Annotated in this window: 16 protein-coding genes; 5 read left to right on the top strand and 11 right to left on the bottom strand. The window is 61.5% G+C overall.

The genetic code is table 11. From position 1 onward, the window contains the following. Window positions 1-83: 83 nt before the first annotated feature. Window positions 84-1,793, bottom strand: coding sequence for an amidase (locus ATI14_RS23625; protein WP_016971527.1), 1,710 nt, complete (start codon window positions 1,791-1,793; stop codon window positions 84-86). Window positions 1,794-1,915: 122 nt separating this feature from the next. Between ATI14_RS23625 and ATI14_RS23620 the strand changes: the two genes are divergently transcribed. Then, a complete protein-coding gene (locus ATI14_RS23620; RefSeq protein ID WP_080519818.1) occupies window positions 1,916-2,236 on the top strand; it encodes a DUF2834 domain-containing protein in 321 nt (106 codons plus the stop codon). Between the two features lie 179 nt (window positions 2,237-2,415). Here the strand turns inward: ATI14_RS23620 and ATI14_RS23615 are convergent, their stop codons facing one another. From ATI14_RS23615 to ATI14_RS23605, 3 genes are read right to left on the bottom strand one after another with little or no spacing between them, the layout of a single operon-like run. Continuing rightward, the gene (locus ATI14_RS23615) at window positions 2,416-3,339 is read right to left on the bottom strand and encodes a sugar ABC transporter substrate-binding protein (RefSeq protein WP_017255795.1); all 924 of its coding nucleotides are present in this window, start codon (window positions 3,337-3,339) and stop codon (window positions 2,416-2,418) included. 35 nt (window positions 3,340-3,374) lie between these two features. Further along, the gene (locus ATI14_RS23610; protein ID WP_016971529.1) at window positions 3,375-4,508 is read right to left on the bottom strand and encodes a phytanoyl-CoA dioxygenase family protein; all 1,134 of its coding nucleotides are present in this window, start codon (window positions 4,506-4,508) and stop codon (window positions 3,375-3,377) included. Continuing rightward, a complete protein-coding gene (locus tag ATI14_RS23605) occupies window positions 4,508-5,353 on the bottom strand; it encodes an SDR family oxidoreductase (RefSeq protein WP_016971530.1) in 846 nt (281 codons plus the stop codon). The genes ATI14_RS23610 and ATI14_RS23605 overlap by 1 nt, the downstream gene beginning before the upstream one ends. A 122-nt stretch (window positions 5,354-5,475) precedes the next feature. Between ATI14_RS23605 and ATI14_RS23600 the strand changes: the two genes are divergently transcribed. Beyond that, the gene (locus tag ATI14_RS23600) at window positions 5,476-6,501 is read left to right on the top strand and encodes a LacI family DNA-binding transcriptional regulator (protein ID WP_017255794.1); all 1,026 of its coding nucleotides are present in this window, start codon (window positions 5,476-5,478) and stop codon (window positions 6,499-6,501) included. A 35-nt stretch (window positions 6,502-6,536) separates the two neighbouring features. After that, on the top strand, window positions 6,537-7,541 hold the full coding sequence (iolG, locus tag ATI14_RS23595; protein WP_016971532.1) for an inositol 2-dehydrogenase: 1,005 nt from the start codon (window positions 6,537-6,539) through the stop codon (window positions 7,539-7,541). A gap of 37 nt (window positions 7,542-7,578) precedes the next feature. On the opposite strand, the gene ATI14_RS23590 is transcribed toward iolG, so the two are convergent. The 3 genes from ATI14_RS23590 to ATI14_RS23580 all read right to left on the bottom strand — a co-directional run bounded on the left by ATI14_RS23590 (window position 7,579) and on the right by ATI14_RS23580 (window position 11,010). Beyond that, window positions 7,579-8,376, bottom strand: coding sequence for a M12 family metallopeptidase (locus ATI14_RS23590; protein WP_016971533.1), 798 nt, complete (start codon window positions 8,374-8,376; stop codon window positions 7,579-7,581). A 136-nt stretch (window positions 8,377-8,512) separates the two neighbouring features. Continuing rightward, entirely contained in the window at window positions 8,513-9,688 is a 1,176-nt protein-coding gene (locus tag ATI14_RS23585) for a GGDEF domain-containing protein (RefSeq protein WP_016971534.1), read from the bottom strand. 110 nt (window positions 9,689-9,798) lie between these two features. Next, complete coding sequence (locus ATI14_RS23580; protein ID WP_016971535.1) at window positions 9,799-11,010, bottom strand: MFS transporter; 1,212 nt, start codon at window positions 11,008-11,010, stop codon at window positions 9,799-9,801. Window positions 11,011-11,107: 97 nt separating this feature from the next. Between ATI14_RS23580 and ATI14_RS23575 the strand changes: the two genes are divergently transcribed. Beyond that, the gene (locus ATI14_RS23575; protein WP_017255659.1) at window positions 11,108-11,929 is read left to right on the top strand and encodes an AraC family transcriptional regulator; all 822 of its coding nucleotides are present in this window, start codon (window positions 11,108-11,110) and stop codon (window positions 11,927-11,929) included. 143 nt (window positions 11,930-12,072) lie between these two features. On the opposite strand, the gene proP is transcribed toward ATI14_RS23575, so the two are convergent. After that, window positions 12,073-13,575, bottom strand: coding sequence for a glycine betaine/L-proline transporter ProP (proP, locus tag ATI14_RS23570; RefSeq protein WP_016971537.1), 1,503 nt, complete (start codon window positions 13,573-13,575; stop codon window positions 12,073-12,075). Between the two features lie 347 nt (window positions 13,576-13,922). On the opposite strand from proP, the gene ATI14_RS23565 reads away from it, so the two are divergent. Further along, the gene (locus ATI14_RS23565; protein WP_016971538.1) at window positions 13,923-15,326 is read left to right on the top strand and encodes an MFS transporter; all 1,404 of its coding nucleotides are present in this window, start codon (window positions 13,923-13,925) and stop codon (window positions 15,324-15,326) included. A gap of 39 nt (window positions 15,327-15,365) precedes the next feature. On the opposite strand, the gene ATI14_RS23560 is transcribed toward ATI14_RS23565, so the two are convergent. From ATI14_RS23560 to ATI14_RS23550, 3 genes are all read right to left on the bottom strand, one after another. Then, window positions 15,366-16,286, bottom strand: coding sequence for a bifunctional helix-turn-helix transcriptional regulator/GNAT family N-acetyltransferase (locus ATI14_RS23560; protein ID WP_016971539.1), 921 nt, complete (start codon window positions 16,284-16,286; stop codon window positions 15,366-15,368). Window positions 16,287-16,355: 69 nt separating this feature from the next. Further along, window positions 16,356-17,648, bottom strand: a complete 1,293-nt coding sequence (locus tag ATI14_RS23555) for a PQQ-dependent sugar dehydrogenase (RefSeq protein WP_016971540.1) — start codon at window positions 17,646-17,648, stop codon at window positions 16,356-16,358. Continuing rightward, on the bottom strand, window positions 17,645-18,058 hold the full coding sequence (locus ATI14_RS23550) for a DUF2231 domain-containing protein (RefSeq protein ID WP_016971541.1): 414 nt from the start codon (window positions 18,056-18,058) through the stop codon (window positions 17,645-17,647). Before ATI14_RS23550 ends, ATI14_RS23555 begins: the two co-directional genes overlap by 4 nt. Window positions 18,059-18,137: the final 79 nt, after the last annotated feature.

The raw sequence follows: 18,137 nt of genomic DNA, 5'->3' as shown, positions 1-18,137 counted from the left end.
GATAGCGGTGGGCCAGCTTACAACTATTTCGCTGATACACCGTTATCGCAGACAAGCCAGCTCCCACATTTTTTACACCGCGTTTAGTCGGTTGCCAGCGGCGGTGTGCGTGGCGGAATCTGCCGCTTGCTGCCCGTCGCTTCAAACGCCGCCGCAAACCGCAACAACGCCGAATCATCATAAGCACGCCCGGCAAACGTCAGGCCCACCGGCATGCCAATGTCTGCCATTACACCCATCGGCACGGTCACGGTGGGTACGCCGAGGTGGCGAATGGCGAGGTTGCCGTTGGCGACCCAGATGCCGTTGCTCCAGGCGATGTCGGCGGAGGCTTCGTTGATATCGGCATCCGCGGGGCCCACGTCCGCCACGGTCGGGAACAGCACCGCGTCCAGCCCCAGCGTGTCCATCCAGTCTTCCAGGTCCAGGCGCCGGGTTTTTTCCAGGCCGCGCAGGCCGTCGGGTACGGTGCTGATCTCGTTCCACGGCGTGATGCCCCGCTGAGCCATGCGCACGTATTCGTCCATGCCGGCCGCCAGGTCGTCTTCGCGGTTGGGCAGGGTGCCGGGGTCGTGGGGGAATATTTTCGGCCCGTCCACATCCGCCAGGCGGTTGAGGCTCGGGTCGCCGTTGGCGCGCAGGAAATCATCGAAGGCCCAGGCCGACAGTTCCCACAACTCGTCGTGCAGGAATTCTTTGGAGACCAGGCCACGGGTAAACACAGTCGGCGCGCCGGGGCGGTCGCCTTCGCAGTTGGAGACCAGCGGGAAATCCACTTCGATCACTTCGGCACCGGCCGCTTCCAGGGCCTGGCGCGCGGCTTGCCACAGCGCGATCACCGTCGTGCGGGTGTTGATCTTCTGCCCGGTCGGGCCGCCGATGCCGGGCTTTTCGCTGGTGCCCGCGTCCGGATCGGCGTTGATGTACATGCGCGGCACGCCAAAGCGCTTACCCGCCAGGGATTCACTGCCCACGGCCAGTTCTGCATAGGAGGCCGGGCGCACCGAGGCCACGCTCGGGATCGGCACCCAGGGTTGCAGGCGCCACAGGTCGCCACGGGTGTCAGGGTCTTCGGCGACCACCACGTCGAGCACTTCCAGCAGGTCGGCCATGGTGCGCGCGTACGGCACGACCACGTCCATGGTCGGCGTCAGCGGCCAGTTGCCGCGCACCGAAATCACCCCGCGTGAAGGCGTGTAGGCACACAGGCCATTGTTGGACGCCGGGCCGCGCCCACTCGACCAGGTTTCTTCCGCCAGGCCGAACGCGGCGAAGCTCGCCGCCGTTGCGGTGCCGGCGCCGTTGGATGAGCCGGAAGCAAATGGCGCCGTCAGGTAGTTGGCGTTGTAAGGGCTTTCAGCCCGGCCGTACACACCGCGTTGCATACCGCCGTTGGCCATGGGCGGCATATTGGTCTTGCCCAGGCAGATGGCGCCGCCGGCGCGCAGGCGTTCAATGGTGAAGGCGTCGCGATGGGCGGTGAGTGTGGCAAAGGCCGGGCTGCCGGAGGCTGCCGTCAGGCCCTTGACCAGGTAGCTGTCTTTGGCCGTGTAGGGAATGCCATCCAGAGGCCCCAGTGTTTCGCCTTTGGCCCGGCGCGCATCGGATGCCCTGGCTTCTTCCAGGGCTTGCGGGTTGCGCACCACCACGGCGTTCAGCGCGGTGGCGGTCTGCGGGCCGTCGTAGGCGTCGATCCGCGCGAGGTAGGCCTGGACCAGCTCAACGGCCGTGGTCTGGCCGCTTTCCAGCGCAGCGCGCAATTGGGCAATGGAGACTTCGGTAACTTGCATCACGTTTTTTTCGCCGCCTTCAAGTGGGAGGTATGGCGGCAGTCTACGTACAGATATTTCACAAGACCAGCGCGCCGAGTAAGGTGGCAATCCGATGATCGAGGTTGTACTCCAAGGAGAGGAATATGCAGAGGCCCTATCTTGCTCTGGCCGGTTTGGTCGCTTTTTCGCTGTATACCGTGTCGACGATGCTGACGGCCGAGCAATCGCTGCTGGCGTTTGGGCGGGAATTACTGTCACGGCCGGACACGGCGCAGGTAGTGATTGACCTGTACCTGATGGCGGCGCTGGCGTGTGTGTGGATGTACCGGGACGCGCGGGGAAGGGGGCGCTCAGTGGTTTCCGTGCTGCCTTATTTTTTGCTGACGGCGGTGTTCGTGTCGGTGGGGCCGTTGCTCTACATCGTGATGAATGGGTTTGCGCGCAGCTCAAAACGCCAAAACTGACTCGGGTTCCTTGTGGTGAGCGGGCTTGCCCCGCGTTGGGCGGCGAAGCCGCCCCAAAACCTCACAACGCGGTACAACAGTTATACCAGCGGCGCTGGAATTGGGAGCGCTTCGCGCTCCAACGCGGGGCAAGCCCGCTCGCCACAACAAGCCGCTCGCCAAACACAGTAGCCCTGCCTTTAAGGGTTGAGGAAGGCTTGGTAGTTTTCCTTGGTGATCTGCTGATAAGGGATCGTCAACTCAGCCTTGTACGGCTCCTTCTTCACCATCTTCACCGCCAGGTCAATCGAGCCCACGGCTTGCCCCTTGTTGTCCTGATACACCGTCACCAGCAGCAGGCCTTTTTTCACTGCATCCAGCCCGGCTGGGCCGCCGTCGCTGCCGGCGACGAGAATGTCCTTGCCCGGTTGCATGCCGGCCTGACTGATGGCCATGGCGGCGCCGATGGCCATTTCATCGGCATTCGCGGCCACGGCGTCGATTTTCTTGCCTGACACGATCCAGTTGTTCATCAGGTCAATGGCTTTGCTGCGCTGCCATTCCGCGCTTTGTTCCTCGACGATCTTGATGTCGGGAAACTCCTTGAGCACGGTTTTCACCCCCAGCGTGCGGTTGTGGGTGGCGTTATTGGAGAGCAAGCCGAGCATGATCGCCAGGTTGCCCTTGCCGCCCATTTGCTGCGCCAGGTAGCGCATTTGGATTTCACCGGCCTTGATCTCGTCCGAGCCTACATAACCCACGCCCGGCGGTAGCTGTTGGGCATCGGGGCGACGGTTGACGTACACCAGCGGCGTCTTGGCCTGCTGGGCATTGACCGTCATTTTTTGCGTGGCGGCGGTGTCCACCGGGTTGACGATGATCGCGTCCATGCCCTGAGCAGTGAAGTTCTGCACTTGGTTGAGCTGGCGCACCACGTCGCCCTGGGCGTCTTCAAATTGCAGGGTCACGCCAGGCAGCTCCTTGGCGTGGGCGGCCATGTAGTCGCGCATTTGTGCGAGGAACACATCGTCAACCTGGGCGATGCTCACGCCAATGCGAATATCGGCCATGGCCCATGGGGTTACAGCCAATGTAAAGAGTGCTGCGAGGAGGTGCTTTTTCATGCTGTTGCTCCGTTATTTTTGTTGTTGTCAAAGCATCACGCCTGGCGCTTGGTCCGCATCTGCGTGACGGCAGCGGCAAAATCCGACAAGGCCCAGCGTTCTGAGAGGGCCTGCTGCATCAGTTGCTGCCCGGTTTGCGGTGCCAACCCTTGCAAGGGCGGGTCGGTGTCAAGGTTGGTGGGGAATGAGTAGCCGTCGGCGGTGCAGGCGATAACCGCGCTGATGGCTTCGGCATTCAGCGCCGTATTGGCCAGCAACTCCGGGTAGACGGCCAGCATCATGCGGTCACGGTCGAGGGCTTCCATGGGTTTGCCGAAGGCCGAAGAGATTTGCAGCAGGTTGGCCATGCGCTGTTTATCCGGCGTACGGTTGGTGCCAGCGGCGTGGAACAGGGCCGGGTTGAAGAACAGCAAATCGCCCTTGTTCAGCGGCAACTGCACGGCGTGCTGCTGGAAGTAGTCGATAAATTCCGCGCGCCGCCAGGCCAGGTAACCCAGCGCGTATTGCTGGGAGAATGGCAGCAGTTGGGTCGGGCCGGTTTCCAGTGGCATGTCCGAATGGGCCACGGCGCCTTGCAGCGTGAGGTATTGGGACAACAGGTGCAGGGGCAGGGGGAAGCGCTCCACAACATCGTTGGTCTGGAAACCCAGGTGATAGTCGCGATGGGGCTGCTGCGCTTGGCCACCGGGGTGCACCACATTCACCTGTGCCGTCACCTGAAAGCCCGGCCCCAGCCATGCCTCGGCAATCAGCCCCAGCAGAGGGTTGGCGTAGTACTCGACGAAGGAGGCCGGCGATTCCAGCGCGGCCTTCTGCAATGAATTCCAGATGCGCCCGTTGCTGCCCGCCTTGGCGAAGTGGTCGGCGGCCACACCGCGTGCGGCCTCCTGGGCGAAGATCGCCTCGAACACCTGGCTGTGGCGGTCGACCACTTCCAGGTCTTCATAGGCGCCGCGCACCACCATCACGCCGGGGCCGTCGCGGAACAGGTGGTGCAGCTCGTTCATCACGACCAGGCGCTCGCTGTTGCGCAGGGTCCGCGCCTGATAGATCGGCACGTTGCTGACGACCTCTGCGCTCAGCGGATAGTCCTCGACGCTCGCCCGTTGTGCGCAAATGCGGCTGAAGTCCGTCAGGCGCACCGCCTCGCTTGTCACAAAAGCCGACATCACGCACCTCCCGGCAGGCTCAACGCCTGATGGGGCTGCGGGGTGCTGCTGTCGGTGCAGCCGACCACGCCTTGCTCCAGATCGATGACCGAGCCGGTCATCATTCCCGATTCGCGTGACAGCAAAAACGCCACGCTTTGCGCCACTTCCTCGGGTTTGAGCAGGCGGCCGAACGGTTGCGCGCTTTCGGCCTTTTCCAGCCAGCCGTCCTGCGCACCGTGGTACTGGCGCTGGATTTGGTCTTCATGAGGCGTGTCCATCCAGCCGATGTTCAAGCCGTTGACGCGGATGCGGTTGCGCAGGGCGCTGAAGGCCACGTTCTTGGTCAGGATCGCCAGCGCGCCCTTGGACGCCGCGTAAGCACTCAGGAACGACTGGCCGCCATGCCCGGTGACGCTCTGGATGTTCACCACCGCACCTTCCACGCCCTGGCTGATCATCAGCTTCAACGCTTCCTGCATCAGGAAAAACGGCGCGCGCACGTTCACTGCAAACAGGCGCTCGAACAGCTCGGGCGAGGTATCCAGAATGGTGCCGCGATCGGACATGCCGGCGCAGTTCACCAGCCCGTGCAAGGTGCCGAAATGCGTGCGTGCCGCGTCGATGATTGCGCGGCAGTCCTCGACGCCTTCCAGGTCGGCCTCGACAAAAAATGCCTGACAATCCAGTTCGGTCAACTGGCGCACCTGCTCTTCGCCCTCGGCGCGGCGGCGCCCGCAGATGATCAACCCGGCGGCGCCGCGCCGCGCGAGGGTATGCGCCACCGCCGCGCCCAGCCCCTGGGTGCTGCCGGTGACCACAAAGTATTGGCCGCTGAACGAGGTGGCGAGATCAGTGTGAGGCATGAAGTTCTCCTGAGTTTTTGTTGTTTTCATCGCCCGGCTCGACGGCGGGCAAAACTGAGACTAGCATTGCAAAACCTCAGTAACGCCCAAAAAACACCTCAAAAAGACCTCAGGCGAACCGCATGCTCGAACGCGCAAAACACTTTTCCATCAAGCAGCTCGCCACCCAGGCCGGGGTGAGCAAGGCCACGGTCGACCGCGTGTTACATCAGCGCGGCGCCGTGCATGCACAGACGCAACGTCGTATCGCGCAGGCGCTCGACGAGCTGGAAGCCCAGGAAAAAAACGGCCTGGCGGTGGGGCGCACCTTTCATGTCGATGTGATCATGCACACGCCCAAGCGCTTCAGTGCGGCGGTGCAGGCCGCGATCGTCGCGCAGTTGGCCAGCCTGGCGCCGTTTCGCATCGCGCCGCGTTTTCACCTGTTCGAAGAAATCGAGCCCCAGGCCATGCACGACCAGTTGCTGCGCTGCCTCGACACCGGCAGCCAGGGCGTGGTGCTCAAGGCCGCCGATGAGCCGGCGGTGAACCAGGCAGTCAAGCAACTGATGGCGGCGGGCGTTCCGGTGGTCACGCTGGTCACTGACCTGCCACAAAGCGAACGCATCGGCTATGTGGGCATGGACAACCGCACCGCCGGCCAGACGGCGGCTTATCTGATGTCACGCTGGCTGCCCACCCAACCTCAGGACGTGGCGGTGGTCATCGGCAGCGAGCTGTTTCGCGGTGAGGAAGAGCGTGAGATGGGCTTTCGTGCCTGGCTGCGCGGGCGCGCGCCGCACTTGCGGGTGCTGGACATCAGTGGCGGTTACGGCGTGTACGAGCGCACCTTCGAGCGCGTCAGCCAGGCGCTGAAACAGCACCCCGACCTCAAGGCGGTGTACAGCGTCGGCGGTGGCAATCGCGCGATTGTCGACGCGTTCGCTGCACAGGGGCGCGGGCTCGACGTATTTATCGGCCACGACCTCGATGAAGAAAACCGCCAGTTGCTGCTGGAAGAAAAAGTCGCCGCGATCATCGATCACAACCTGCAGATCGATGCCCGCAGCGTGTTTCTGCACATCCTGCAACACCACCGGCTGTGGAAAACCGGGCCCATTGCGCCGTCACAGGTGCAGATCGTCACACCGTTCAACCTGCCGGATTGACTACTCCCTTCAAAAACAACATCAGGAGTTCGACCATGCTACGTATCGCCGTTCTGGGTGCCGGGCGCATCGCCAGGATCCACGCCGCCAACGTCGCCGCCCACCCCAATGCCACGCTGGTGCTGGTGGCCGACCCCTGGCGCGAAGGCGTTGATGCCTTAAGCGCGCAGTTGGGCTGCGAGGCGGCCTACGACTGCGCCGCCGCGCTCACCCGCAAGGACATCGACGCGGTCGTGATCGGCACGCCCACCGACACCCATATTGACCTGTTGCTGGCTGCCGTGGCCGAGGGCAAGGCGGTGCTTTGCGAGAAGCCCATCGACCTCGATATCGCCAAGGCCCGCAACGCCGCACAAGCCGTCGAGCGTCAGGGCGGCAAAGTGATGCTCGGTTTCAACCGCCGCTTCGATCCCGATATGCTGCGCCTGCGCGAGGCGCTGGATGCCGGACAGATCGGCGCCGTGCGCCAGGTCATCATCACCAGCCGCGACCCCGGCCTTGCCCCGCGTGATTACCTGAAACACTCCGGCGGCATCCTGCGCGACATGACCATCCACGACTTCGACACCGCCCGCCACTTGCTCGGTGAAGAGCCGGTGGAAGTCAGCGCTTTTGCCAGCCGCCTGGTGGACCCGAGCCTGGAAGACATCGACGACTATGACAGCGTGATGGTGTTGCTGCGCACCGCTTCGGGCAAACAATGCCACATCAACTGCTGCCGCCAGGCGGTGTATGGCTACGATCAGCGCGTGGAGGTGTCCGGCGTCACCGGCGTGCTGCTCACCGACAACCATCGCCCCAGCACGCTGCGCCACTGGAGCGCCGAACACACCGAGGCGCTGGAACCGTTGCAGCACTTTTTCCTGGAGCGTTACGCCGATGCTTATCGTAATGAGCTGGCGCAATTCATTCATGCGCTGAACGGCGGCAAAACCTTGCCGACCGGCATGCGCGACGGGTTGTATGCCTTGCATCTGGCCGATTGTGCGCTGGAGTCGGTGAAGACCGGAAGGAGCGTGAAAGTTCATTATGAGCTATGAGGTGTAGTGGCAGCCTCCAGGCCCATTGGCTGCCGTACTACTCGTGTTGTTGAGCTTGTTTGGAGAAGATGCGATAGGCAACAAGCTCTTCCGCCGACGGCCATTTTCTCTTAACCTTGCGGGGCGGTGGATACAGCGAGGCCAGAAAATCCTTATCGCCCTGTGAAAGTTCGTCATTGGCGGGAATCGCCACGTTGTTGGAAGTCGAACTTGCCAGAAATGGGTAGTGCATCACTGATTTCTGATCATAGTCAGACGTTGTCACGTCAGCAGGGTTGAGAGGGGCGATTATGTTCGAGGCAATCACTGCTGTGGAGGCGCCCCCTGCTCCAAAGGTCCTGTACACGTCAGGGATGTTTAAAGAAAAAGACCGGTCCGGATGCTGATGTTCGTGCTCCAGGCCCAAGGCGTGCCCAAACTCATGAAGTATCTTGCTTCTGATTTTGTTGTCGTCAAACCCGTGGGTGTCCACATTCAAGGTCGCCTCATCAGGCGGACCATACAGGGCCGCAACGCCCAGCTCTGACCAGTCCCCTTCGTTTTTTTCAGTAGCAATGCGTATTTCACCGTCATTGCCATCCACAAACTTGAACTGCAAGTTCACGTACGGGGAAATTGACCCAATGGCTTCTTTGAAAATCTCTTTATCTTTTCCCGCCACATCCATGAAGGAAATGGTGATGGTTTTGTTCTGAGGCCATAGTCTGGAATGCTTAGCGACACCGCGTTTATTACGTACGACTGTTTGCGCCTCGGCCGTTTCAACGTGCTGGGGCGTAGTGTCTGGATCAATCGGATAGGGGGTGTGATTCACTGCTGGCGAGGTTGTAATCATGCAATGGCCTCTTCAAGTCACTGTCTATCAGCCTCAAATAGGTGGCCCAGCAGCAGATTCAGTTCCCGTGGAAGCAGGCAGTTACCCTGCGGCAAGCAAGAAAGCCGAGCCGCATTGCCCGGTGGCGGCATGAGTCCTACGGTTCTTGGGCGTAATGTGCGAAGCCCGTGCGGTCGACCAACCGAATGCTGTCTCGCCCCCCGCGCTTGGTTTCGTAGAGTGTGGAGTCACCTTGTTCGATCAACTGCGCGAGGTTGGCCGGTGGTTGGTCGAACAAATGCGCGCCGATGCTCAGGGTGACCGGCGCCGGGGTGGTGAAGGTCTGCGCGGCCAGTTGCTGGAACTGCTCGCGCAAGCGGCTGCCGAGGTCGACGATCTGCGCGGTCGATGCGTTGTTCAGCAAGATCACAAATTCGTCGCCGCCCAAGCGTGCCGCCAGCGCGCCCTGGTGGAGGACGCTGCGAATCATCTCGCTCAAAGCGATCAACAGGCGGTCGCCGGCCGTGTGGCCGTAGAGGTCGTTGACCCCTTTGAAATTGTCGATATCGATCAGCAGTAACGCGCCCGGTTGGGCTGCCGAGACTTGCTCCAGCAGACGCGGTGCGCGCAGGTCGAGGGCGCGGCGGTTGTATAGGGCGGTGAGCGGGTCGCGGGCGGCGAGGCGGGCGATTTGCTGTTCGCGCCGGTAGCGCTCGGAACCGGTCATGGACAGTGCAATCAGCATGATCGCCATCGCGCCTTCCACCAACGACACCTGAATGATTTCGCCCTTGAACGCGGCCAGGTCGATCAAGGTGCCGGGGATCAGCACCGACAACGCCTTGGCGACATAAAACGCGCCGTGAATCAGCAGTACATAACGCAGCTGCACCGCGCCGATGCTCAAGGATTTGCCGTGGGGCCGCAGCAGGAAACTGGCGCGAAGCGTGGGCAGAGCCACCAGCAGCGATTGCACCGCCAGCATGGCCTTGGACCAGGGCAGGTCAGTGGGCAGCGCGAGCATGCCGAGCCAGATCACCAGCATCAACAGCCACAGCGGCGACAACCGCGCTTGGGTGAAACGCGCCACACCGAGCAAAAACAGAAAGTGCGCCGTGACCAGCAGGCCGTTGGCGAACCAGATGCCGATCGTCAAAAAACCGCTGCTGCGCAGCAGGGCGAGGGTGGAGCCGATGCTGATGGTGGCGAAACCCGCCGCCCAGAACAGCAAGGAAGGTTCGCGCACGCTGCGCCATTCGACGGCGAGGTACAGGGCAGCCGCGGCTGCGAGGGCAACGGTGAGTGCCAGAATCGTGGGAGGGTCGAGCGTCATGTGGTGCCGGGTCTGCCTGGGTGTGCGTTTAAATCGGGATTGTAAGCGCACACGCAGGTTTTTCGGAGCCCTCATCGTGCTGGCACACGGCCAGCCGATGATCGGCGGGGTCAGACGCCTTTGGTGGACGGCAGCAGGATGGTCAGAATGCCCACCAGCGGCAGGAACGAACAGATCGTGTAGACGTACTCGATGCCGTGGCTGTCAGCGAGCAAGCCCAGCAATGCCGCGCCAATCCCGCTGAAACCGAACATCAGGCCGAAGAAGATGCCAGCGATCATGCCCACGTTGCCCGGCACCAGTTCCTGGGCAAATACCACAATGGCCGAGAACGCCGAGGCGAGCACAAAACCGATGATTACGCTGAGCACGGCGGTCCAGAACAGGTCGACGTAGGGCAGGGCGAGGGTGAAGGGCGCGGCGCCGAGGATCGAGAACCAGATGACCTTCTTGCGGCCGATCTTGTCGCCGATCGGCCCGCCGGCGAAGGTGCCCACGGCCACCGCGCCGAGGAACAGGAACAGGTACATCTGGGAGCTGGCGACCGACAGGTGGAATTTTTCGATCAGGAAAAAGGTGAAGTAGCTGGTGAGGCTGGTCATGTAGAAATATTTGGAGAACACCAGCATCGCCAGCACCACCAGGGCGAAAGTCACGCGGCCTTTGGAGAGACCGTGGGTGGCTTTGCCGCCGGTTTTCAGTTTGAACAGGTTGAGGTGGTTGCGGTACCAGCGGCTCAAACCGTAGAGCACCAGAATCGCGAACACCGCAAACAGGCCGAACCAGGCGATATGGCTCTGGCCGTAAGGAATGATGATTGCCGCCGCGAGCAGCGGGCCGAACGCGCTGCCGGTGTTGCCGCCGACCTGGAACGTCGATTGCGCCAGGCCATAGCGGCCGCCGGACGCCAGGCGCGCCACGCGGGAAGTTTCCGGGTGGAAGGTCGAGGAGCCCACGCCGACCAGCGCCGCCGCCAGCAAGATGGCAGGGAAGGTGCCGACAAACGCCAGCATCAAAATGCCGATCAAAGTGCTGATCATGCCCGCCGGCAGCAGCCAGGGTTTGGGGTGACGGTCAGTGTGGTAGCCGATCCACGGCTGCAGCAGCGACGCGGTCAGCTGGAAGGTCAGGGTAATCAGGCCGACCTGGGTGAAGCTCAGGCCGTAGTTGGCCTTAAGCATCGGGTAGATCGAAGGCAGCACGGCCTGGATCAGGTCATTGATCATGTGCGCCAGCGCGCAGGCGCCGAGGACGCGCATGACCAAAGGGCTTACCTGGGGTGTGGTGGTTGCAGCGGCGGGTGACGCGGTCAGGGTCGACATGCAGGCATTCCATACAAGGCAGCTATCAGAGGCAAACGGTACTTAAGCCGTTTGCCCATTTCAAAATATTTCGGCGTTCATGCTAGATTCAGTAAAAATGCCTGTCTCGCGAAATTCGGGCAACAACCGTCGCAAAAAGGGCGAAATGATTAAATCACTGGATACATTTCTGCGTGAGATTGATGAAGGCGACTGGGCTGTCATCAGTTCCGCCACCGATTACCCCGAAAACTGGGTGATCCCCGACCACAGCCACGAAAAACACCAATTGCTCTACGCCATCGAGGGCGTGATGGTGGTGCACTCCGTGCAGAACCAGTGGACCGTGCCGCCCAATCGCGGCTTCTGGATGCCGTCGGGCCAGGTTCACTCGCTGCGTTGTGTGGGGCCGCTGAAGATGCGCAGCGTGTTTGTGCGCCCGGACAGCTTCCCGAATTTGCCGACTGAAACCAAGGCGGTGAGTGTGTCGCCGTTGCTCAGTGAGCTGATCAAGGCGTCCGTGAGCTTGAAGCCGCCGTATGCCGAGGATTCTCGCGAAGCGCGCATCATGCATTTGATTCTGGACGAGCTGGCGATTCTGCCGGCGTTGCCGCTGTCATTGCCGCAGCCTGCCGATGCGCGTATCAACCGAATCTGCGTGGCCTGGCAGGCCGACCCGGGGGACGCTTCAACGGTGGCGGACTGGAGTGACCGGCTGGCGCTGGACCAGAAAACCATCCAGCGTCTGTTTCGCAAGGAAACCGGGCTGACCTTCGGCCAATGGCGGCAACAGGCGCGGCTGCTGTTGGCGCTGGAGCGTATTGCGGTGGGGGAGAAGATCATCGATGTAGCGATTGAGTTGGGATATGAAAGCCCGAGCGCCTTTACCAGCATGTTCAAGAAACAATTCGGCAAAACGCCCAGCCAGTTTTTTCGCTAGGGCGGGGGTTTATCAGATGTCGGCTGAATCAACTGTGGGAGGGGGCTTGCCCCCGATAGCGGTGTTTCAGTCACATAGGTGTTAACTGGCCCACCGTCATCGGGGGCAAGCCCCCTCCCACAGTTTTGAACGAGCAAGCCGGTTCAGTTGATCCGTGGATGCTGCTGCACCAGGTTCTTGCGCTTGGCTTCCAGCTCGGCAATTTCGGCGTCGATGTCTTCGATCTTCTGCTCGATATTGTCGTGGTGTTCCTGCAGCAATTCCTTGGCTTCTTCCATGTCCGACGCCGCCGGTGCCGCGCCGCGCAGGGGCTTGTTGGCGGTTTCTTTCATGGTCAGGCCGGTGATCAGGCCGACCACCGCGAACAGCATCAGGTAGTAGGCGGGCATGTACAGGTTATCGGTGCTTTCCACCAGCCAGGCCACGGCGGTTGGTGTCACACCGGCAATCAGCACCGAGACGTTGAACGCGCTGGCCAGGGCACTGTAACGAATATGGGTGGGAAACATCGCCGGCAGGGTGGAGGCCATCACGCCGATGAAGAAGTTGAGGATCACGGCGAGGATCAGCAAGCCGGCGAAGATCAGCCCGATCTTGCCGCTGGTGATCAGCATGAAGGCCGGAATGGACAGTAACAGCAGGCCGATGCTGCCCGCGATGATGAAAGGCTTGCGCCCGATCTTGTCGCTGACAAAACCAATGAACGGCTGCACGAACAGCATGCCGACCATGATCGCGATGATGATCAGCACGCCGCTGTTTTCTTTGTAATGCAGGTTATGCGACAGGTAGCTCGGCATGTAGGTGAGCAACATGTAGTAGGTCACGTTGGTCGCCGCAACGATGCCGATGCAGGTCAACAGGCTGCGCCAGTGTTTGGTCGCGACTTCCTTGAAAGACACTTTCGGGCCATGGGTCAGGCCTTCGCGGTCGCCCTGTTCCATTTTGTCCATGTGTTGCTGGAAAGCTGGCGTTTCTTCCAATGCGTGACGCAGATACAGGCCGATGATGCCCAGGGGCAGGGCGAGGAAGAACGGCAGGCGCCAGCCCCAGGCCTCGAAATCGGTTTCACCGAGAACGCTGGAAATCAGCACCACCACGCCCGCGCCGAGCACGAAACCGGCGATGGAGCCGAAGTCCAGCCAACTGCCGAGGAACCCGCGTTTGCGGTCCGGGGCGTATTCGGCGACGAAAATCGAGGCACCGGTGTATTCACCGCCGACCGAGAAGCCCTGGGCCATTTTGCACAGCAGCAACAGGATCGGCGCCCAGATGCCAATCGAGGCGTAGGACGGGATCAGGCCGATGGCGAAGGTGCTCAGGGACATGATCACGATGGTGGCGGCCAGGACTTTCTGTCGCCCGTATTTGTCGCCCAATGCGCCGAAGAACAGACCGCCAAGGGGGCGAATCAGGAACGGCACCGAGAAGGTGCCCAGCGCCGCGATCATTTGCACGCTGGGTGAAGCGTCCGGGAAGAACACCTTGCCGAGTACATAGGCGACGAACCCGTAGACGCCGAAGTCGAACCACTCCATGGCGTTACCCAGCGCGGCGGCGGTGATCGCCTTGCGCACTTTGGTATCGTCGACGATGGTGATGTCTTTCAATCCGATGGGATTGACGCTTTTCTTACGTGATTTCATGCAGGCCACTCTAAAACTGAACAGGGGAGGTGCCATCGCTGCGATGGCACCGCTCTGTCAGTTCAGATACAAGCCGACACGAAATAATTCACCACTAATTGCGTTTTTTTGCAGGCCATGGCGCCGTCCCGGCGTGAAGCAGCTTTTTTTGTGGCGAGCGGGGCAAGCCCGCTCGCCACAATGAGAATGTTGTCCTATGACTTCTGTTTTATCAGGCGGTGTAAAACCTCAATAAGCGGCAATCTTTGCGATTGACACCGTACAGGGACCTCGATATAAAAGTCACAGTTGTACGACGACATATGACGTTACATGTGTCCTGACTAAAAACAATAAAAAGTGATGCCATGAATTTGAATGAGCCCATCAACGCCCATCGCGTCGGCCAGGCCGTCGGCAACTATCGCTGGACCATCTGCGCGATGTTGTTCTTTGCCACCACCGTCAACTACCTTGACCGTCAGGTGCTCAGCCTGTTGGCACCGCAGTTGTCCACGCAATTTGGCTGGAGCAACACCGACTACGCCAACATTGCGGCGGTGTTCCAGTTCGTTTACGCCATTTCCATGCTGTTCGCCGGGCGCTTTGTCGACAAGATCGGCACCAAGGCCGCTTACGTGGTCGCGATCGGCATCTGGTCCACCGGCGCGATCATGCATGCCTTCTCGGTGCCGATGGGCGCAGGTATCGCCACCGTCAGCAGTGCCATCGGCCTGGCGGTGATTCCGGTGTCGATTGCCGGTTTCATGTTGTCACGCGCGGTGCTGGCGATTGGCGAGGCGGGTAACTTTCCCATCGCGATCAAGGCCACCGCTGAATATTTCCCCAAGAAAGAACGCTCGCTGGCCACCGGTATTTTCAACTCCGGGGCCAACGTGGGCGCGATCCTGGCGCCGATCTGCGTGCCGTTGATCGCCGGAATGTGGGGCTGGGAAGCGGCGTTCATCGTGATCGGCATGCTCGGTTTTGTCTGGGTGGCCGTGTGGTCGATGCTCTATGAGAAACCCGAGCAGCAAAAGCGCCTGTCGGCTGAGGAACTGGCCTACATCCGCAGCGACCAGACCGTACAACCTTTCACGCCACCGGTTGCGGGGGCGGTTGAGAAAAAGGTGTCGTGGTTCAAGCTGTTGACCTACCGCCAGACCTGGGCGTTTGCCTTCGGCAAGTTCATGACGGACGGCGTGTGGTGGTTCTTTCTGTTCTGGCTGCCTACCTACCTGTCGGCGCAGTACGGCATGAAAGGCGCCGATATCGTGATGCCGCTGGCCGTGCTGTACAGCATGACCATGGTCGGCAGCATCGGCGGCGGCTGGTTCCCCAGCTACTTCATGGCACGTGGCGATGCGCCCTACGATGGCCGCATGAAAGCCATGCTGGTGATCGCGCTGTTCCCGTTGGTGGTGTTGCTGGCGCAACCGCTCGGCTATCTGAGCTTCTGGGTGCCGGTGTTGTTGATCGGCGTGGGCGCCTCGGCGCACCAGGCGTGGTCGTGCAACATCTTTACTACCGTGTCCGATATGTTCCCGCAGAAAACCGTGGCCTCGGTGGTCGGGATCGGCGGCATGGCCGGCGGCCTGGGCGGCGTGGTAATGACCAAGATCGGCGGCTGGGTGTTCGACTACTACAAGTCGATCAACGACATTCACACTGGCTACATGATCATGTTTGCGATCTGTGCGCTGGCGTACCTGGTGGCGTGGAGCGTGATGAAAGCGCTGGTGCCGCGCCACAAGGAAATCACTGATCTGTAATGCGTAAAATCCCGCGCTGCCGGGCAGCGCGGGAGCGCTTCACAGCTCGCGGCTCCAGGTTTCATCCATCAGCGACTTGCCGAAGTTCACCGTGGGCTCTTCCTTGACCAGGTTGAACCCGGCTTTGCGGTAGAGCTTGCGGGCATCCGTCAGCGCGTCCACCGTCCACAGAATCATGCTTTTGTAGCCCACCTGCCGGGCAAAGCGCAGGCATTCGTCCACCAGGCGCGAGCCGATTCCCATCCCTCGGGCACTGGCGTCCACGTAGAGCATGCGCAGCTTGGCGGTGGTTTCGTCATGGCGCACCACGAAGACCGAACCCACCACTTCGCCATCCTTTTCCGCGATCCAGCAACGCTCGCACGCCGGGTCAAACTCACGCAGGTACCTGGCGGTAATCTCCGATACCAGCGCTTCGAATTCCCAGTTCCAGTTGTACTCGCGGGCATACAGCGCCGACTGTTGCTGCACCACCCGGCCCATGTCGCCGGGTTGCGGGTCGCGCAGCAAGTAGCTCGGGGTGCCGCCTTGCAACAGTGTCTGAATGCGCTGCATGGCGCCGGTCAATTGCTGTTGCTGCTGCTCGGGCAGGCTTTCCAGCAAGGCGATGACTTCCTGCTGGGTTTTCTGCTCCAGGGGGGCCAGTACCGTACGGCCGAGGTCGCTGAGGTGCAGTTGCACCGCGCGCGCATCGGTGACGGAGCGGACTTTCTGGATCAGGCCTTTCTTTTCGAACCCGCTGATCAGCCGGCTCAGGTAGCCGGCATCCAGGCCAAGCATCTGGCACAAATCGGCGCTGGTCAGGTCGCCATGGGATGACAACTCATACATCACGCGGATTTCAGTCAGGGAGAAGTCACTTTGCAGCAAGTGTTCCTGCAGCACACCGATCTGGTGTGTGTAAAAACGGTTGAAGCCACGGATGATGCCGGCGCGTTCCACAAGGGTGGTGGTAGACATGAGGGTGCTCTGATGGTTGCCTGAGGCAATTATATTGTTGCCTCAGGCAATCATGTCAAAACATTTCGTCTAGCGGTTACGCGTCACCCGCCAAATGGTATTGGCCAGATCGTCGGCGATGATCAGCGCGCCTTTTGGATCCACCGTCACGCCCACCGGGCGCCCGCGTGTCTTGCCGTCTTCACCGCGGAATCCCGTGGCGAAATCGACAGGCTCGCCGGCCGGCTTGCCATTGCTGAACGGCACAAAGATAACCTTGTAGCCCACCGGCGGATTGCGGTTCCAACTGCCGTGCTCGCCCACAAACGCGCCGTCGGCGAACTTTTCGCCCATTGCCGGAATGGAAAAATCCACACCCAATGCCGCGACATGGGAGCCCAGGCTGTAATCCGGCTTGATCGCGGCGGCGACTTTTGCCGGGTTCTGCGGCTGTGCACGCGGGTCGACGTTCTGGCCCCAGTAGCTGTAAGGCCAGCCATAAAAAGCGCCTTCGCGTACGGAGGTCAGGTAGTCCGGCACCAGGTCCGGGCCGAGTTCATCGCGTTCGTTGACCACCGTCCACAGCTGCCCGGAACCCGGCTGGATGGTCAGCGCGGTCGGGTTGCGCAAGCCGGTGGCGTAGGGCTTGTGCGCGCCGGTGGCGGCGTCGATCTGCCAGACCATGGCGCGGTCGATCTCCACTTCCATGCCGCGTTCGGTGACGTTGCTGTTGGAGCCGATGCCCACATACAGCTGGCGCCCGTCGGCACTGATGGCCAGGGATTTGGTCCAGTGGTGGTTGATCTGCGCGGGCAGGTCGGTGACTTTGCTCGGCGGGCCGCCGGCTTTGGTCTGGCCGTCGGCGTAGTCGAAACTGACCAGCGCGTCCTGGTTGGCCACATAGAGTTTGCCGTTGGCGTAGGCCAGGCCGTAGGGCGCGTTGAGGTTGTCGGCGAACACGGTTTTGAGTTCATACACGCCGTCACCGTCTGCATCGCGCAGCAGGGTCAGGCGGTTGCCGCCTTTGACCTTGGTGTTGCCCTCGGCCTTGATCACGCTGGCGATCACGTCCTTGGGCTTGAGCTTGGCCGCGCTGCCGCCCCGGCCTTCGGCGACCAGAATGTCGCCGTTGGGCAGCACCAGCGTTTGCCGCGGAATGGCCAGGTCGGTGGCGATGGCGGTCACGCTGTAGCCGTCCGGCACAGTGGGCTTCTCGTTGCCCCACGGGGTGGGCTCGGCAATTTTCATGCTCGGCAGCAGGCTGCTTTGTTGCTCCGGCAATTTGGGGTCGGGGCCACGGGCCTGGGTTTTATCGCCTTCGCCGCCGCATGCGCTGAGCAACAGCGCGGCACTTAACAGGGTGAGTGTGCCTAATGTTTTCATTTGACACCTCCCGCACGCAGGCCGGTCCAGGTGGCGGCCAACGCCAGCACCATGACGATCGCCGACAGCACCAGCCCGGCGGGCATGGCGGCGTAGGCGTCCTTGGCATGCTGGAAGGCGTTGATCAGCCCGAGCACCCAAGTGGCCAGCAACAACAGCACATAGACGGTGGGCTGCCCGGCCTTGCGCTCGGCGCGCAGCAGGTTGACCAGCGCGAACAGAAAGGCAAAACCGGCGAATACCAAGGCCCCGGCGATCAGCCAGGAGGCGAAGTTGGCCCATTGAATCTGGTAGGTCTGGGTGTAGGCGATGTCGCTGAGCAAGGCCCCGAGAAACAGCGGCACGGTGCCGGCGAGCAGGGTCGCGTGCAGCGGCCCGGGGGCGTAGCGGTAGACGGGAAGGGTGGTCATGGGGTGGCGGCTCCTTGTTGTACAACGCCCCTGGGGTTGGGGCAGCGCATAGGAAAGGAGCTTGGGATTTGTAGGAAAG

Source organism: Pseudomonas tolaasii NCPPB 2192 (assembly GCF_002813445.1).
Classification (GTDB): domain Bacteria; phylum Pseudomonadota; class Gammaproteobacteria; order Pseudomonadales; family Pseudomonadaceae; genus Aquipseudomonas; species Aquipseudomonas tolaasii.
Note: the sequence above shows the minus strand (reverse complement) of the source record. Positions and strands in the feature narration are given on the sequence as shown.

Bases quoted from the DNA above. Each gene is read 5' to 3' on its own strand.
- ATI14_RS23620 (WP_080519818.1), top strand. From the start codon at position 1,916: ATGCAGAGGCCCTATCTTGCTCTGGCCGGTTTGGTCGCTTTTTCGCTG.
- ATI14_RS23615 (WP_017255795.1), bottom strand. From the start codon at position 3,339: ATGAAAAAGCACCTCCTCGCAGCACTCTTTACATTGGCTGTAACCCCA.
- ATI14_RS23610 (WP_016971529.1), bottom strand. From the start codon at position 4,508: ATGTCGGCTTTTGTGACAAGCGAGGCGGTGCGCCTGACGGACTTCAGC.
- ATI14_RS23605 (WP_016971530.1), bottom strand. From the start codon at position 5,353: ATGCCTCACACTGATCTCGCCACCTCGTTCAGCGGCCAATACTTTGTG.
- ATI14_RS23600 (WP_017255794.1), top strand. From the start codon at position 5,476: ATGCTCGAACGCGCAAAACACTTTTCCATCAAGCAGCTCGCCACCCAG.
- iolG (WP_016971532.1), top strand. From the start codon at position 6,537: ATGCTACGTATCGCCGTTCTGGGTGCCGGGCGCATCGCCAGGATCCAC.
- ATI14_RS23590 (WP_016971533.1), bottom strand. From the start codon at position 8,376: ATGATTACAACCTCGCCAGCAGTGAATCACACCCCCTATCCGATTGAT.
- ATI14_RS23585 (WP_016971534.1), bottom strand. From the start codon at position 9,688: ATGACGCTCGACCCTCCCACGATTCTGGCACTCACCGTTGCCCTCGCA.
- ATI14_RS23580 (WP_016971535.1), bottom strand. From the start codon at position 11,010: ATGTCGACCCTGACCGCGTCACCCGCCGCTGCAACCACCACACCCCAG.
- ATI14_RS23575 (WP_017255659.1), top strand. From the start codon at position 11,108: ATGCCTGTCTCGCGAAATTCGGGCAACAACCGTCGCAAAAAGGGCGAA.
- proP (WP_016971537.1), bottom strand. From the start codon at position 13,575: ATGAAATCACGTAAGAAAAGCGTCAATCCCATCGGATTGAAAGACATC.
- ATI14_RS23565 (WP_016971538.1), top strand. From the start codon at position 13,923: ATGAATTTGAATGAGCCCATCAACGCCCATCGCGTCGGCCAGGCCGTC.
- ATI14_RS23560 (WP_016971539.1), bottom strand. From the start codon at position 16,286: ATGTCTACCACCACCCTTGTGGAACGCGCCGGCATCATCCGTGGCTTC.
- ATI14_RS23555 (WP_016971540.1), bottom strand. From the start codon at position 17,648: ATGAAAACATTAGGCACACTCACCCTGTTAAGTGCCGCGCTGTTGCTC.
- ATI14_RS23550 (WP_016971541.1), bottom strand. From the start codon at position 18,058: ATGACCACCCTTCCCGTCTACCGCTACGCCCCCGGGCCGCTGCACGCG.